The organism is Acinetobacter sp. 24-47-67, assembly GCF_056779735.1.
The window spans coordinates 589,856-604,922 of record NZ_JBWYIK010000001.1 but is presented as its reverse complement, the minus strand read 5'-3'; the positions used below and the strand labels follow the sequence as shown (position 1 = coordinate 604,922).

The following is a 15,067-nucleotide window of genomic DNA, read 5'->3' as shown; positions in this document are numbered from 1 at the left end:
TTAATTTAACATTTTCAAATCTGAGCTCACAGTAATAAAGTCAATGAATTGTATAAATTATGCTGAATTGAACAAATTATGGGAATTATTTAGATAAGGTGCTCATTTAAAGAAATTTCGTTTTCTATGATATTGACGCTGCAAGTTTAGACTGTAGGTTGTTAAAAATAATTTTTAAAAATGAATAAATTTAAAAAGAATAGTCATAATTCAGATATTTGTTTTTAATAGTAATAGAGTGAACACACAAGAATTAATCAAATTTAATTGCAAACTGTTTAAACTTCATTCTCGAAATTTAACAAGTTCATGTTACAATACGCGCCAATCTTAGCACGGCTTAAAAGCCCTACATTAATAGGACCTCGCTAATGTTTGCCAATATCTCTATTGCTGACTTTGATCCAGAATTAGCTCAAGCTATTACGAGTGAAGATGCTCGTCAGGAAGCTCATATTGAGTTAATCGCTTCAGAAAACTATTGCTCTCCAGCAGTAATGGAAGCTCAAGGTTCAAAACTCACTAACAAATATGCAGAAGGCTACCCAGGCAAACGCTACTATGGCGGTTGTGAATATGTAGACGTGATTGAACAATTGGCAATTGACCGTGCTAAAGAACTCTTTGGTGCTGATTACGCGAACGTTCAGCCTCATGCTGGTTCTCAAGCAAACTCTGCGGTTTATCTAGCGCTTCTTAACCCAGGCGATACTGTTTTAGGTATGAGCTTAGCTCACGGTGGTCATTTGACTCACGGTGCTAAAGTTAGCTTCTCTGGTAAAACATATAATGCGATCCAATACGGTTTAAATCCAGAAACGGGTGAAATCGATTACGATGAAGTAGAGCGTTTAGCTGTAGAACACAAGCCACGTATGATTGTTGCAGGTTTCTCTGCTTATAGCCAAATCGTTGATTGGCAGCGTTTCCGTGAAATCGCGGACAAAGTAGGCGCTTATCTATTCGTTGATATGGCTCACGTTGCTGGTCTTGTTGCTGCTGGTGTTTATCCAAGCCCAGTTCAAATTGCTGACGTAACTACTACGACGACTCACAAAACACTTCGTGGCCCACGTTCTGGTTTAATCCTTGCGAAAGCAAACGAAGAGATTGAGAAAAAACTTCAATCTGCTGTATTCCCAGGTAACCAAGGTGGTCCTTTAGTTCATGCTGTAGCGGCTAAAGCAATCTGCTTCAAAGAAGCAATGGCTCCTGAATACAAAGCATATCAACAACAAGTTGTGAAAAACGCGCAAGCAATGGCTGAAGTGTTAATCGAACGCGGTTATGATGTTGTTTCAGGTGGAACTAAAAACCACTTGTTCTTGTTGTCTCTCATCAAACAAGACATTACTGGTAAAGATGCTGATGCTTGGTTAGGTGCGGCTCACATCACTGTGAACAAAAACTCTGTGCCAAACGATCCACGTTCTCCATTCGTAACTTCTGGTATCCGTATCGGTACTCCAGCTGTAACAACTCGTGGTTTCGGTGAAGCAGAAGTACGTGAACTTGCAGGTTGGATCGCGGATATCTTAGATTCTAAAGGTGATGAAACTGTCATTAACGCTGTGAAAGCTAAAGTTGAGACTGTATGCGCTAAATTCCCAGTTTACGCAAAATAATCTTCGACTTGAGAAAAGCCCCCTCAAGGGGGCTTTTTTATTGAATGTTGAAATGTCAAATCTGTCATTTTTAGATAGTTCTGATATAACTGATGTATCTATTAATTATTCAATTGTCGTTATACATTTGAATTGGAGCAGAAAATGAGTCATCCAAATATTATTATTTCTGAACAGGATTTAAATCGTTTAGAAACCATGTTGGAACATCAGAAGCAGGTAACTCCAACGATGGAGCATTTAGAAAATGAGTTGGCTCGTGCTGAAGTCGTACAGCCTAAAGATATCCCTGCCAATGTAGTGACGATGAATGCTAGAGTACTGATAACGGTTGCACCGTCCACTGAATCTACAGAGATTGTGCTGGTATATCCCCATGACTTTAAAGGTGAAAAGGGGCAGGTTAATGTGATTGCACCTATTGGTGCAGCAATCCTAGGTTTGGCTGAAGGACAAGAAATTGAATGGCCTCAGCCTGATGGGCAAACAATGAAAGTGAAAATTGATAAAGTGCTCTATCAGCCTGAACGTGAGGGTATATATCTTTAACTAAAAAATAAAGCCTCTTGTGGAGGCTTTAAAGTTTATTATTTCATCGTGGTTTGTTGCATATATTTATTTAAATAAGTTTCGCGTATTTCTTTGCGCTGCTCGGCAGTCGTCGCGTTCATCATTTTTTTACGCAAATCATTTCGTTCACTTGAGCTCATCTGTTGCCAAGTTTCGCGCATTTGTATTTTTTCTTGTTCAGGCAGTTTAGTAAACCAATCCATTCTTTGTTGTAGAACAACACTTTGCTCTTCAGGAATTTCTTTCAAATTTTGATAGCGTTTAATCAGTGCTTTTTGTTCATCTTCAGAAAGCGATTCCCAAGATTCATTAAGTTCAGAATTATTGTCTTTCGAGAAGATCCAAAAACGTTCATAGCCTGCAAAACTGGTTTGTAAAAAACCTAATGTGCAGAGTGCAATCGCTAAGCCTTTAGCTGCCATGAGCTGATTTATCCTCACCAAAAACAGATAACATTTCTAGATCTTCCATCATTTGCGGAGAAAGTTTAGGGGTGACAATCACTTGTTGTGGGCTTGGAGCTTCTTCCAAATCAAACGCATTTGGAAGTACCACAAATCCTGTGATCGCGGCTGCTAATGCAAAACCAGTAACTTTCCAAGTCATCAACTGAGAAAATAAGGGTTTGTCTTTAATCTCATCAAGTACATGCTCCATCACGACCGCTTTATTGCGATGTTGTGATGCCAGTACATTCAATTTTTCAGTCACTTGTTTCGTAAATTCATCATGATTCATCCGATGATCCCCCGTCATTTGGGTTTAAGTGAGACAAAGCAGATCTTAAGCCCTGTATAGCTCGATGGTAATGGGTCTTTACACTGCCTTCTGAACAATTCATGATTTCGGCTGTGGTTTGTGTATCAAACCCTTCCCATGCTCTCAACATAAATGCTTGTTGTTGGCGAACAGGTAACTTAGAAATTGCATTTTGAATCTCCTCAACAGCCATCTCTTGTGCAAGAAATTGCAGCGGATTAGGTGTTGATTCATCCACAATATTGATGGTTTCGTCATCATCTTCATCGTGGTTATTTTTTTTAAATAACGAGAATGGAAAAGCCCGTCGAGATTCTTTACGACGCCAATCCTGAAGTTTGTTATTTAAAATGGTATAGAAAAGGGGATACCACTCTGCAGTGGATTTATCAGCATATGATTTATGCAAGGATATAAAAGCTTCTTGGACTAAATCCATGGCAATGCCATTGTGTCCTTGAGTTGCACTTTCCATCATCACCAATGCACGCCCAGTGACGTCTTGCATAAAATATTTAAGACGTTGTTCTGCCGTATTCAAAAGAACACTCGAATCTTCAGGCTTGACTTTTTTTGGTGCTAAATCCATAGAGATGGAAAATCCCGTCATTGGGTACCCACCATTATTTTCTAATCGTTACTTATATAACGTCAAAACATAATGGTAGGTTGACAATCTAAGCAACTATTTTTTAGCAGTTTAATAGATTTTTTTATTTTCAGTGACTTCGTTAATATATTTTAACGAATCATATCCGTTGGCGTACCATTTCAAAGAAACAAATCGATCCGGCAACTGCAACGTTTAATGATTCTTGACCACCCGGTTGGGGAATGGTAATTGCTGAAGCATGCGCTAGGGCATATTCCGAAACGCCTTGACCTTCATTGCCCAGTACCCATACGCAAGCTTGAGTTAAGTCTTTTGCATATAAACTTTCTGATTCATGTGAGCTCGTGACATACACGGGAATTTTGAATTGAGACAGCACATCTTCAAGCGCAACGTTTTCATAGGTTTTTAATGAAAAGTGCGCACCCATTCCTGCTCGTAATACGCGAGGAGACCACAAAGATGCTGAACCTTTGGTGCAAACAATTTGTTCAATACCTGCAGCCGCAGCTGAACGAAGTAATGTACCTACATTGCCTGGATCTTGAACATTTTCAAGAATTAAAGTGTCTTGAGTATAATCTAGAGCATCACGTTGAGTTGGTAAATCTACAATCGCTAAACATGCTAAGGTGGTTCCTAGCGTGCTAATGTCTTTATAGAGTGATTCACTAATAACAAACACTGAACCTGTATAGTGTTGTGCTATTTCGTCAAAATCGGCGTGTTCCATTGCTTTTTCAGTGGTAAAAATCGAATTCAATTTACGATTTTTTTCTAACCAAGCTAAGCACAAATGTGTGCCTTCTAGAACAGTTTGGCCTTGCTTTTTACGGTAACTATTTTGATCAATTAAACCACGTAAATGTTTAATTTTCGGGTTGTCTTTAGATTCTAAAAAGATGATGGCCATTCAGTTTGACTTCCATGAGAGCCTAAATCAATAGGCTCTCAATTGTAAATTATTGATGATAAGCAGTAACAAGCTCAACTTCATTTTTTGAACCAATGACGACTGGTACACGTTGGTGAAGTTCAGTCGGTTGGATTTCCATAATACGCACGCGACCTGTTGTCGAAGCACCGCCTGCTTGTTCCATGAGCATACTCATTGGATTTGCTTCATACATAAGACGTAAACGACCAGCTTTTTTAGGATCTTTGGTATCGTAAGGATATAAGAAGATCCCACTACGGCAAAGAATACGGTGGATATCACCGACCATGCAGGCAACCCAACGCATGTTAAAATCTTTTTCACGTACAGATGTTTTACCCGCTTGTAGCTCACCAATATAACGTTGAACAGGTTCTTCCCAATGACGTTGGTTTGAAGCATTAATGGCGTATTCTTTTGTATCGGCATCCACTTGGATATTTTCAGTCGTCAACAGGAATGTTTTTGACTCTGGATCAAATGTAAAGAAAACAGTACCTGCACCAACGGTTAATGCCATCATAGTTGATGGGCCATATAACACATAACCAGCTGCGACTTGTTCAGTACCTGCTTGAAGGAAATCTTCTGCTTGTGTCACTGAATTTTTGGCAGGTAGGATAGAGAAGATGGTGCCAACACACATATTGATATCGATATTACTTGAGCCATCTAGTGGGTCGAATAAAACTAAATACTTACCATTCTCTTGTGCTGGGGTAAACTCATCGAGTTCTTCAGAAGCTAAACCGCCTACATTTTCGTTGTTCTTTAGCGCATCAATTAAATAGTCATTTGAAATAACATCTAATTTTTTTTGCGCTTCACCTTGTACGTTTTCATTACCAGCACTACCTAATACACCCGCTAAGGCACCCTTTTGCAATGCTGAATCGATGGTTTTACACGTTTCAGCAATTGTTTCAATTACATTAGAGAGTTCAGGCGTTAGATTTCCTTGTTGTTGTGCAAGATATTGTGACAAGGTGAGGTATGACATTACAAGGACGCTCCTAAAAGCTTTAAAAGAATAAAATTTGGATCTTGGGCTATTTTAGATGAGTTGAGTGCAAAATAGAAATTATCCTGCGTTATTTGTGGTGATTTTGCACTTGCCAGAGTTTTAGAACATGGTATGTTGATAGGAGGATGATTTTAAAAGGAGCTTTAAAATGAGCATTCAAAAGTTTGAAGCAACTCCAACGCCAGGTGAGGCAATCGACTTAAACGAAATTAGTTCAGAGAGTTCCAAGGAAGCATGGAAACAGTACGAGGCTAAACCTGAATATAAAGAGTTTAATAAGCATGACATGATTGAGTCTATGCAAGTGCCCATGCCAGACTCGCAAAGGTCTTAAACCTGATATAAAAAAGCGCTCGAATTGAGCGCTTTTTTTGCATTCATTAGCGAAGAAGTGGTGGCACTGCTTCATAATTGAGTTCTACACGACGGTTTTCTTTCCACGCAGCTTCATTGTTACCTGTATTAATTGGCATTTCTTTACCATAACTCACAGCTTCGAGTTGGTTTGGATTTACACCATTTGTAACCAAATAACTTTCAACTGCTTTGGCGCGTCGCTCACCCAAAGCCATATTATATTCACGCGTTCCACGTTCATCGGTATGACCAGTTAATGCGATTTTAGAGTTTGCATTTGCCAATAAAAATTGTGCATGTGCTTGGAGGGTTTGATAGTCCTCAGTAGATAGCTCACTGCTGTCATAATCAAAGTGAACAACACGTTTAGCCAAGAAAGCTTTATTGGCTTCAGTTACCCCTTTAGCAGAAGCACCCGTTAAGTTTTGAGCATTTAATGCTGCATCTTCACTGAGACCAGTCGTATTCACAGACGTTGACGTTGATGGTGGTGTCATCGTAGTGGTATCTGTAGTTGCTGGTTTACGGCTTGCGCAACCCGTCATTACTAAACTTACAGCAATGAGTGGAAGAGCAAACGTTTTAATCGCGTTCATGTTCATCTCCTTGAAAGATTAAATTCGATTATTTAGGTGCCCAAGCAGGTTCACGAACTTCACCTTGTTCGCTAGGTAAATTCATGCGGAAGCGACCATCTGTAGACATAATCGATAACAATCCACGGCTGCCTTCACGTGTCGCATACACGACCATTTGACCATTTGGTGAAAAGCTTGGTGATTCATCTAAACTGGTTGGCGTTAAAATGTTCGTGATTCCAGTTGAGATTTCTTGAATTGCTACCTTATAGTTGCTGCCTGAAGGGCGATGTACTAAAGCAACATATTTACCATCGGCACTTAAACTTCCACGTGCGTTGAATGCTCCGCGGAAAGTCAAACGTTTTGTTGAACCATCAGCAAACGTGTAATGATAGATCTGTGCTGAACCACCACGGTCTGAGGTAAAGATAAAACCTTTACCATCTGGGGTATAGCGAGCTTCTGTATCAATTGCTGTATTATTTGTCATACGCTTCACTTGGCGCGTATTTAAATCCATTTGATAAATTTCAGGGTTGTCATGCATTGAAGCAGTGAACAACATGCTTTTACCATCAGGGGAAAAACTTGGCGCACCGTTTAAGCCACGGAAGCCAGCTAATTTTTCACGTTGTCCAGTCGCTAAATCTTGAACATAGATCGCTGGACGTTTGGTTTCGAATGAAACATAAGCGATTTTTTTGCCATCAGGCGTCCAAGCAGGGGATAAAATTGGATCGCGCGAACTCAATACAGTACGTGGTTGTTCGCCGTCCGTATCTGCGATTTGTAAAGTGTAGCGATTATCAGGAGTCGCAGGATTTCGCAAAACATAAGCGATGCGACCACTAAAGTCACCAGGAATACCTGTTAATGCTTGGTAAATCGCATCACTGATCATATGTGCTGCAGATCGAATGCGCGATGGTGGTACAGTTAATAGTTCATTGAGCAAATATTGTTGTTTTTGGACATCATAGAGTTGGTAATGAACAGCCAATGAACCATCAGGATTGGTTTTAACTTCACCATTCACAACATAAGGTACGCCTGCAGATTGCCAAGCAGCACCATTGGCTTGATTGATGGTTGCTGTTGCAGGTAAATTTTTAGATGAACTGGTAAAGCGACCTGAACGGTTTAAATCTTGCTCTACAACAGGGTATAAGCGTTGATCACCTACGAATGGCACGATAGCAATTTTTGGTGCTTCTTCAGGTGCTTTAGCAATTTCAAGATGAAGCTGTGCATAAGAGGTCGTAATGAGAGCAGGGCTAAATGCTGCCAAAATTGCTAAACCGAGAAGATGTTTTGAGATCATTTTCATGAGAGGTCACGTACTCAAGATACTAATTTTTCGAATATTCTAGCTTTTTAGCATATAGCTCCGTACCGAATCTATATAAAGCGTGTAATTATCCGCAATTCATGAAAAAACCTTTCGACGAATCGAAAGGTTTTTTATTATTTCACGGTGAATGAAGAAGTGAAACTACGAGCTTCACGCCTTGCATCAGGATCGGATGGCATCGGATATGGTGCTGCTGCACGTACAGCCTGTTCGACACTGGCTTTGACATCTGGATCTGATGCATTGACGATGACTGAAGTCACAGAACCACTGTCAGATAATGTCACGCGTGCTGTCGCTTTTTGACCTGAAGAGCCTATTGGCATTCTCCAAGCACCTTTAATTTTTTGCTCAAAGTCTCTTTTTGCTGAAGAAGCGATGCGTTTAGATTCAGCTTTTTTGTTGGCTGCTTCTTGTCTGGCTTTTTCAGCGGCAGATTCTCGAGCTTCAGCTTCGGTACGTTCTCTGGCTTCGGCATCCGCTTTTCTTTGTGCTTCCTGACGAGCTTTCGCATCAGCTTCCGCTTTAGCTTTGGCATCAGCTGCAGCCTTAGCTTTATGATCAGCATCCTGTTTGGCTTTTGCATCTGCTTCCGCTTTAGCTTTACGATCAGCCTCTTGTTTTGCTTTGGCTTCCGCAGCAGCTTTGGCTTGAGTTGCCTCAGCTTTAGCTTTACGATCAGCTTCTTGTTTCGCTTTTAAAGCCGCATCAGCTTTCGCCTTTTGTTGTTGTTCCTGTTTTGCGCTTTGCTCAGCTGCTTTGGCTTTTTGGGCGGCTTCTTGTTTAGCTCTAGCATCGGCCTCAGCTTTAGCTTTACGATTCATTTCTTGAGTCGCTTTACGTTGTGCTTCAGCCGCTGCTTTACGTTCGGCTTCTTGTTGAGCTTTAACCGCAGCCGCTTGCTCAGCTTTACGGTCGGATTTTGGCTCTTCAACTTTTGGTTGAGCTGGAGGAGGTACAGCAGGTGCAATAGGAATCACTGGTGCATTTTGAATCGGCTCATTGGTCTGTTGAACATTTTCTTGAACGTTCTGGTGCGCTGTATCTGAATGATCAGATTCAACCAATAGCGTGGGTTCAGGTGGTACTAGATCCTCAGGTTTCACTAAAACTGTTTTAACAGTTTTAGTTGGCTCAGGAGGTTGAGTCAATCCAAGAAACAATAAGCCTGTGATCGCAATCACATGGACCGCAACAGTGAATCCGATTGCAATTTTCTTTTCTTTTGAAAAGCGAGAGTTAGATTCTTTCATAGCTTATTGAATTGGTTTGGTCAGCAAGCCAACTTGATTGATCCCTGCATCTTGTAAGTTAGACATGAGTGTCATCACCTCACCATATGGTCGAGTGTTATGACCATTGATGACGACACTAAATTGTTTATTCTCATGTTCAGCAGTTTGTTGTGCATCACGAAGTGTCTGTTGTAATTCCTGCAAGCTCAGTGGACTTGGTTGGCTACCCTTGTATTCTAAAAAGTATTGTCCTTGTTGATCTAAAGTCACCATAGCTGGTGCATCCTTAGATTCAATCGGTACACTGTTTGCTTCAGGTAAATCAACTTTTATGCCACTTGTGATCATTGGTGCAGTCACCATAAAAATCACCAAAAGTACTAACATGACGTCAATATAAGGAACTACATTCATGTCACTGTTAAGTGGCTTTTTGATGCGTTGGAAACGCCCTGAACGACGAACGGCCATTTATTCAGCTTCCTGTGTAGAACCCACAGAACGACGTTGTAAAAGCGCCACCATTTCTTCAGCAAACAAGGAACGATCTGAGTAAATTTCTTCACTTTTGGCCGTATAGTGGTTGAATGCAAGTACTGCAGGAATCGCGGCAAATAAACCAATAGCAGTCGCAATGAGGGCTTCCGCGATACCTGGTGCGACAGTTGCTAGTGTCACTTGATCGACTTGGGCTAAGCCGATAAAAGCATTCATGATGCCCCAAACTGTACCAAATAAACCAACATAGGGTGCAACTGAACCAATACTCGCAAGCGCACTGAGACCTTGTTCCATACGGCTCTGATCTCGGCTTAAACCCACCCCAAGAATACGCTCTGTGCCATCAATGACTTGTGCTGTTTCTGCTTTGGTTTTTTTGAGTTTGAGAAACTCTGCAAAACCAAGATAAAAAACATCTTCCAAACCTTCACGCTTAGAGTTGACTTGAGCATTGTTATATAAGGTGTTGAGTTCTGCACCAGACCAAAAAATCTTCTGAAAATGATCATCGCCTTGGCGAGCTTTCTTAAACGTCATATGTAACTTGGCAATAAGGTACCAGCTAAAGAGTGAAGCCAGTACCAACACCAGCATGACCAGTTGTACGACTGGACTCGCTTGAAGAATTAAATCTGTGACGTGAAGTGAAGATTCGAGTTGTGTTGCCATAGTTACATGTGCCAATCATATTTTTATGCGTGGGCTAATTCTTTTTCGATTAGATCACGGATTTCATTTGGAATTCTCAGCGGTTTCATTTCAGCGCTAATACACGCCAATTCTACTTCCCCTGAAGCTAGCATGATTTCACCACGATAAATATTTTGTTGCAATACAAAAGACGTTGCTTTACACGAAACTACACTTGCTGTAACAGTAATTAAGTCATCCATTAATATTGGACGTGAATATTTAAGCGCTAATTTATGCACGACAAAATTGTAATCTTTTTGATGCCAGTAATGTGAAATCCCTGAAGCGCGTAACCATTCTGTACGTGCGCGTTCCATAAAGCGAATATGATTGGCATGATAAACAATGCCTCCTGCATCTGTATCTTCAATATACACTCGGATTTGAAATTCAAATTTGTTCGCCATACAGGTGTTCCATTACTTTAAATAGTCCAGTGTTTTGCAACATTCTTGACAAAGAATGCGAAACGCTGATTGATACAATGTTTGAAAGGCTTGAAGTTTAGCACTCCATTTTTACAGACCAATGGCACAAGATTTCAAAAATAGCTGTAGATTGGGCGAAATATTTTAAGATGAAAATGCAGATCTAATTGAATTTTATTCATGTTTGGCATAGGGCTTGCTTAAATAATTTCACATGAAATTTATAGTTGGATTTGGGTGTATGTTAAAAAAGTTAGCTTTATCGATTTCGATTGCTACATCGATATTAAGCCTTTCGGCCATGAGTTTGGCTGAAGATTTTAAAATTTTAAAACAGATTGAAAGCAAGCCAACTTTACTAAAAAAAGGGGAATATGCTGGACACTATTATATTCCAAGCACACTCAATACCATTCAATGGGGTTATCTACCGAATAAAGACGCCAAGCCAGTTTTAACGGTTCCATCAGGGAGTCTTGTGACTTTTGATACAGTGTCACATGAAGGTTTATTAGAAGATCAAGGGCGTGATGCTGAAAAATACTTTACATCTAAAGGTGTTAAAAAAGAGCACATTTTAGATGAAGCGAAATTGATCACCCGCTCTAATTTAAAGCATGATTTCCATAAAGATGGCCCACACATTATTACTGGTCCGATCTACGTTGAAGGTGCAATGCCGGGAGACGTGCTTAAAGTTGAAATATTGAAAATAGAACCGCGTGTTCCTTATGGTGTTATTTCAAACCGTCATGGTAAAGGTACATTGCCTGAATTCCCTAAACGACAAAAACAGGATCATGCTTCGCCAGAAAATCCAGATGCTTATGGCAATGTTTCAGTATTTACACCCATTGCTAAAAATAAAGAGGGTGTATGGGAGGGGGTGATTCAAACAGAATCTGGTAAAGCGATTCGTTTTCCATTAAATCCGTTTATGGGAACCATGGGTGTTGCACCGAATACCAGCGAACCTGTTCACTCAGTTCCACCCTCATTTTATGGTGGAAATATTGATATTAATGATTTAACTGCTGGGGCAACCGCTTATTATCCTGTTCAAGTTCCAGGTGCATTATTCTACACAGGTGATAGTCATTTTGTTCAAGGTGATGGTGAAGTTGCATTAACTGCTTTAGAAGGTTCAGCGCGTGCAACGTTTAAAATTAGTGTGTTAAAAGCGGGTAAAGATCATATTCCAGGTAAGCAACTTTCTCAGCCATTAGGTGAAAACGATCAATTTTGGATTACACCTGGCTTAGATGAAGATTTGGATGAAGCAATGCGTAAATCTACGCGTGAAGCAATCAATTTCTTAGTCAATGAATATGGCATAAGTGAAGAAATTGCATATGCTTATCTCAGCGCTGCGACTGATTTTGAAGTTTCTCAAGTTGTAGATAAAACCAAAGGCATCCATGCGATGATTCGTAAAGCAGATTTTAAAGAGTTCATCGAGCAGAAATAAATTTTTGAAATAAAAAAATCCTCCATCAAGGAGGATTTTTTTTGACTGCTGGAGTGTATCTTTGATGCCATGAATGAACTCCCTTCATTCTCAACTCCTTTATAAATTCATGTATATGTGAGAATTAGAGTTAATTTAGTGAAAACATGAATTTTTTTATTTAAAAAAATAAATATTTATATAAAAAACATGTAGTTAAATTTTGGCACGCTCCTTGCGAAGTATCTGGTGGCTTAGATAGGACATTTAAGCATAAGGATAATTTAAGAACACTGGAGACGTTTCATGGATAATTTAAGTATTTTAACAAAAGGTGTGGACACCTTGGTGACGGTCGTTGGTGCAGGGTTTACTGGACTTTATGCCTTATTCAAACTGCGTGATCAGATGAAAGTTCCAGTACGCGTGTTTGAAAGTGCACCGGATGTCGGTGGAACTTGGTACTGGAATAATTATCCCGGTGCACGTTGTGATATTGAGAGTGTGCATTATTCCTATTCATTTGATGAAAAATTACAGCAAGAATGGACCTGGAGCGAGAAATTTGCCGCCCAGCCAGAAATTCTACGATATCTCAATCATGTGGCAGATCGCTTTGACCTGAGAAAGGACATCACCTTCAATACCAAAGTCACGTCTGTGGTCTGGAATGAACAAGAAAAATATTGGACAGTAACGACCAATCAGGGTGAAGTCATTAAATCTCGTTTCTTTATTTCTGGTGTAGGGACATTGTCCGTGCCGAAAAAACCGGAATTCCCAGGTGTAGAAAACTTTAAAGGCCCAACACTGATTACCGGCAACTGGCCAAAACAACCAATCAGCTTGAAAGGCAAACGTGTTGGTGTAATTGGCACCGGTTCTACGGGTATCCAGCTTATTACGGAAATTGCCAAAGAAGTCGGTGAGTTATATGTGTTCCAGCGTACACCAAACTACTCCACTCCATTGGGTAATGGGCCTACTCAGGCAGAGGAAGATCTCGAGAACAAGGCCAAATATACTTTAATCAGACATAATGCCCGCAATCATTTCCTGGGGGTACCTTATAACGAAGTGAAGTACAGCCTTCAGCACTGTCAGTTTCCGAAGAAGAATGTTTAAAAGTTTATGAAGACCGTTACCAGCGTGGTGGTTTCCGTCTGTTTATTGATAGTTATCAGGATATCTTGTTTGATCCGAAAGCCAATGAAACTGTATCCGAGTTTATTCGTCAAAAAATTCATGCTCGTGTGAAAAGGCCAGAAGTAGCAGAATTGTTGGCACCTAGAGATTATTGCTATGGCACTAAACGACCACCCATGGAAAGTGGATATTACGAAGTATTTAACCAGGACAATGTGCATTTAATTGACGTTAAACAAACTCTAATTTCCCGTATTGATGAGAATGGCGTTGTGGTTGGTGATCAGTTGCATGAGGTGGATGTCTTGATTCTGGCGACCGGTTTTGATGCCATGACTGGACCATTATTTGCGTTAGGGATCCAAGGCAAGAACCATGAAAAACTGACTGAAAAATGGAAAGAAGGACCACGTACCTATTTGGGGCATACCGTGAGTGGATTCCCGAATTTATTTCTTGTGACAGGTCCACAAAGTCCCTCAGTGCTATATAACATGCCTTTAGCGATTGAAGATCATGTTGACCTTGCGACAGGCATTATCCAACACATGATTGATCATCAGCTTCTTGAAGTTGATGCAGATGCTCAAGCGGAAGAAGAATGGGTGAATCATGCCAATGAGCTGGCTCAGGCAAGTCTGCTACCAAATACGGATTCTTGGTATATGGGTGCCAATATTCCCGGAAAACCACGCCGTTGCCTGGTGTATTTAGGTGGAGCACCGAAGTATCGTGCGATTTGTGATGAGATGATTGCTAAAGGTTATCAGGGTTTTCATTTTAAAGCAGGCGATCCTAACAGTACTTTACTTCAACAAGTGTCTTGATCGGTCAGGAGAATTCATATGCCAATTACTCAAGAAATTGCAACTCTACTCGGTCAGATCCAAGAAGCAGGAGTGAAACCTTTTCATCAAAGTCAGGTAGATGAAGTGCGTGCAGTAGTTGAATCATTCCACAACATGCAAAAGCCGGTCGAGGTGAAAACCCAAACGACCGATGTTGAGTACCGCACAGGAACTTATCTGCGCATTTATCAGCCAGAACTTGCAGGAAAAACACTCCCTGTGCTGGTGTATTATCATGGAGGTGGCTTTGTCGCTGGTTCGCTGGCTGTAGCCGATGAAACTTGCCATGTGCTGGCGCAAATGAATCAACATATTGTGGTGTCAGTGGATTACCGTTTGGCGCCTGAGCATCCGTTTCCAGCCGCACATGAAGATGCCAGACAGGGATTGGAGTGGGTGTTTCAACATATTCAAGAATATGGCGGTGACGAGAATCAAATCTCAGTCATAGGTGACAGTGCAGGAGGGAATCTTGCAACGACATCTGCGTTATGGGCTGTATCACAGGATATGAAGATTGCCAAACAGATCTTAATATATCCAGTGATACAGCCTGAGATGGATTCTGCCTCAAGAAATGATGAAAATGGTTATCTAATTTCGCAACAGGATATGGACTGGTTCTGGAAAAATTATCAGATCCAAGATGGGCAGTCTATTCAATATTCACCTTTACAGTATGACAATCTATCCGCTGCGCCAGAAACTTTAATTGTGACCACCGAATATGAAGTATCGCGGGATGATGCGGAATATTATGGATTCCGTTTAATCGAACAAGGTATAACCACCACCATCAAGCGTATTCGGGGTGGTGTACATGGTATTTTCTGGCTATCTACAGTCGTGCCTGAACACCAGACGATTCGGGAGGAAATTGCTCGATTTTTAAAGAAATAACTCCCATTCAAAACCAGCCAGTGAATGGCTGGTTTTCACATTCAAAGCGCAT

18 protein-coding genes are annotated in these 15,067 nt (G+C 40.6%); 7 read left to right on the top strand and 11 right to left on the bottom strand.

Annotated features, from left to right (window positions below; genetic code table 11):
* The first annotated feature begins 371 nt into the window (after positions 1-371).
* Entirely contained in the window at positions 372-1,625 is a 1,254-nt protein-coding gene (gene glyA / locus AC1M9K_RS03110; RefSeq protein WP_092766068.1) for a serine hydroxymethyltransferase, read from the top strand.
* A 144-nt stretch (positions 1,626-1,769) separates the two neighbouring features.
* Complete coding sequence (gene rnk, locus AC1M9K_RS03105; RefSeq protein WP_481588470.1) at positions 1,770-2,174, top strand: nucleoside diphosphate kinase regulator; 405 nt, start codon at positions 1,770-1,772, stop codon at positions 2,172-2,174.
* A 38-nt stretch (positions 2,175-2,212) separates the two neighbouring features.
* Here the strand turns inward: rnk and AC1M9K_RS03100 are convergent, their stop codons facing one another.
* From AC1M9K_RS03100 to AC1M9K_RS03080, 5 genes are all read right to left on the bottom strand, one after another.
* Positions 2,213-2,617 (bottom strand): DUF3106 domain-containing protein, encoded by a 405-nt coding sequence (locus AC1M9K_RS03100; RefSeq protein WP_481588469.1) that lies wholly within the window; start codon positions 2,615-2,617, stop codon positions 2,213-2,215.
* Positions 2,607-2,933, bottom strand: coding sequence for a hypothetical protein (locus AC1M9K_RS03095; RefSeq protein WP_092766070.1), 327 nt, complete (start codon positions 2,931-2,933; stop codon positions 2,607-2,609). Before AC1M9K_RS03095 ends, AC1M9K_RS03100 begins: the two co-directional genes overlap by 11 nt.
* Positions 2,923-3,543, bottom strand: coding sequence for an RNA polymerase sigma factor (locus AC1M9K_RS03090; RefSeq protein ID WP_171260669.1), 621 nt, complete (start codon positions 3,541-3,543; stop codon positions 2,923-2,925). The genes AC1M9K_RS03095 and AC1M9K_RS03090 overlap by 11 nt, the downstream gene beginning before the upstream one ends.
* 160 nt (positions 3,544-3,703) lie before the next feature.
* Positions 3,704-4,480, bottom strand: coding sequence for a TrmH family RNA methyltransferase (locus AC1M9K_RS03085; protein WP_035265712.1), 777 nt, complete (start codon positions 4,478-4,480; stop codon positions 3,704-3,706).
* 49 nt (positions 4,481-4,529) lie between these two features.
* Positions 4,530-5,504, bottom strand: a complete 975-nt coding sequence (locus AC1M9K_RS03080; RefSeq protein WP_180027536.1) for a class 1 fructose-bisphosphatase — start codon at positions 5,502-5,504, stop codon at positions 4,530-4,532.
* A 172-nt stretch (positions 5,505-5,676) separates the two neighbouring features.
* On the opposite strand from AC1M9K_RS03080, the gene AC1M9K_RS03075 reads away from it, so the two are divergent.
* Entirely contained in the window at positions 5,677-5,862 is a 186-nt protein-coding gene (locus AC1M9K_RS03075; RefSeq protein ID WP_035265716.1) for an NF038105 family protein, read from the top strand.
* A gap of 46 nt (positions 5,863-5,908) precedes the next feature.
* Here the strand turns inward: AC1M9K_RS03075 and pal are convergent, their stop codons facing one another.
* The 6 genes from pal to ybgC all read right to left on the bottom strand — a co-directional run bounded on the left by pal (position 5,909) and on the right by ybgC (position 10,653).
* Positions 5,909-6,481 (bottom strand): peptidoglycan-associated lipoprotein Pal, encoded by a 573-nt coding sequence (gene pal / locus AC1M9K_RS03070; protein ID WP_035265718.1) that lies wholly within the window; start codon positions 6,479-6,481, stop codon positions 5,909-5,911.
* Positions 6,482-6,509: 28 nt separating this feature from the next.
* A complete protein-coding gene (tolB, locus tag AC1M9K_RS03065) occupies positions 6,510-7,793 on the bottom strand; it encodes a Tol-Pal system beta propeller repeat protein TolB (protein WP_179998402.1) in 1,284 nt (427 codons plus the stop codon).
* 137 nt (positions 7,794-7,930) lie between these two features.
* Positions 7,931-9,070, bottom strand: a complete 1,140-nt coding sequence (tolA, locus tag AC1M9K_RS03060; protein WP_481588468.1) for a cell envelope integrity protein TolA — start codon at positions 9,068-9,070, stop codon at positions 7,931-7,933.
* 3 nt (positions 9,071-9,073) lie between these two features.
* A complete protein-coding gene (tolR, locus tag AC1M9K_RS03055; protein WP_180027539.1) occupies positions 9,074-9,523 on the bottom strand; it encodes a protein TolR in 450 nt (149 codons plus the stop codon).
* Positions 9,524-10,222, bottom strand: coding sequence for a protein TolQ (gene tolQ / locus AC1M9K_RS03050; RefSeq protein WP_179998400.1), 699 nt, complete (start codon positions 10,220-10,222; stop codon positions 9,524-9,526). It abuts the gene before it with no gap.
* Positions 10,223-10,245: 23 nt separating this feature from the next.
* Positions 10,246-10,653, bottom strand: coding sequence for a tol-pal system-associated acyl-CoA thioesterase (ybgC, locus tag AC1M9K_RS03045; protein WP_035265725.1), 408 nt, complete (start codon positions 10,651-10,653; stop codon positions 10,246-10,248).
* A 262-nt stretch (positions 10,654-10,915) separates the two neighbouring features.
* On the opposite strand from ybgC, the gene AC1M9K_RS03040 reads away from it, so the two are divergent.
* The 4 genes from AC1M9K_RS03040 to AC1M9K_RS03025 all read left to right on the top strand — a co-directional run bounded on the left by AC1M9K_RS03040 (position 10,916) and on the right by AC1M9K_RS03025 (position 15,015).
* The gene (locus tag AC1M9K_RS03040) at positions 10,916-12,142 is read left to right on the top strand and encodes an acetamidase/formamidase family protein (protein ID WP_481588467.1); all 1,227 of its coding nucleotides are present in this window, start codon (positions 10,916-10,918) and stop codon (positions 12,140-12,142) included.
* Positions 12,143-12,427: 285 nt separating this feature from the next.
* The gene (locus AC1M9K_RS03035; protein ID WP_481588466.1) at positions 12,428-13,246 is read left to right on the top strand and encodes a flavin-containing monooxygenase; all 819 of its coding nucleotides are present in this window, start codon (positions 12,428-12,430) and stop codon (positions 13,244-13,246) included.
* Positions 13,247-13,311: 65 nt separating this feature from the next.
* Complete coding sequence (locus tag AC1M9K_RS03030; RefSeq protein WP_481588465.1) at positions 13,312-14,094, top strand: NAD(P)/FAD-dependent oxidoreductase; 783 nt, start codon at positions 13,312-13,314, stop codon at positions 14,092-14,094.
* Between the two features lie 12 nt (positions 14,095-14,106).
* On the top strand, positions 14,107-15,015 hold the full coding sequence (locus AC1M9K_RS03025) for an alpha/beta hydrolase (RefSeq protein WP_481588566.1): 909 nt from the start codon (positions 14,107-14,109) through the stop codon (positions 15,013-15,015).
* Positions 15,016-15,067: the final 52 nt, after the last annotated feature.

Coding starts and splice junctions, on each gene's coding strand:
- tolB (WP_179998402.1), bottom strand. CDS start 7,793: ATGAAAATGATCTCAAAACATCTTCTCGGTTTAGCAATTTTGGCAGCA.
- glyA (WP_092766068.1), top strand. CDS start 372: ATGTTTGCCAATATCTCTATTGCTGACTTTGATCCAGAATTAGCTCAA.
- AC1M9K_RS03080 (WP_180027536.1), bottom strand. CDS start 5,504: ATGTCATACCTCACCTTGTCACAATATCTTGCACAACAACAAGGAAAT.
- AC1M9K_RS03085 (WP_035265712.1), bottom strand. CDS start 4,480: ATGGCCATCATCTTTTTAGAATCTAAAGACAACCCGAAAATTAAACAT.
- ybgC (WP_035265725.1), bottom strand. CDS start 10,653: ATGGCGAACAAATTTGAATTTCAAATCCGAGTGTATATTGAAGATACA.
- rnk (WP_481588470.1), top strand. CDS start 1,770: ATGAGTCATCCAAATATTATTATTTCTGAACAGGATTTAAATCGTTTA.
- tolA (WP_481588468.1), bottom strand. CDS start 9,070: ATGAAAGAATCTAACTCTCGCTTTTCAAAAGAAAAGAAAATTGCAATC.
- tolR (WP_180027539.1), bottom strand. CDS start 9,523: ATGGCCGTTCGTCGTTCAGGGCGTTTCCAACGCATCAAAAAGCCACTT.
- pal (WP_035265718.1), bottom strand. CDS start 6,481: ATGAACGCGATTAAAACGTTTGCTCTTCCACTCATTGCTGTAAGTTTA.
- AC1M9K_RS03040 (WP_481588467.1), top strand. CDS start 10,916: ATGTTAAAAAAGTTAGCTTTATCGATTTCGATTGCTACATCGATATTA.
- AC1M9K_RS03035 (WP_481588466.1), top strand. CDS start 12,428: ATGGATAATTTAAGTATTTTAACAAAAGGTGTGGACACCTTGGTGACG.
- AC1M9K_RS03100 (WP_481588469.1), bottom strand. CDS start 2,617: ATGGCAGCTAAAGGCTTAGCGATTGCACTCTGCACATTAGGTTTTTTA.
- AC1M9K_RS03090 (WP_171260669.1), bottom strand. CDS start 3,543: ATGGATTTAGCACCAAAAAAAGTCAAGCCTGAAGATTCGAGTGTTCTT.
- AC1M9K_RS03075 (WP_035265716.1), top strand. CDS start 5,677: ATGAGCATTCAAAAGTTTGAAGCAACTCCAACGCCAGGTGAGGCAATC.
- AC1M9K_RS03095 (WP_092766070.1), bottom strand. CDS start 2,933: ATGAATCATGATGAATTTACGAAACAAGTGACTGAAAAATTGAATGTA.
- tolQ (WP_179998400.1), bottom strand. CDS start 10,222: ATGGCAACACAACTCGAATCTTCACTTCACGTCACAGATTTAATTCTT.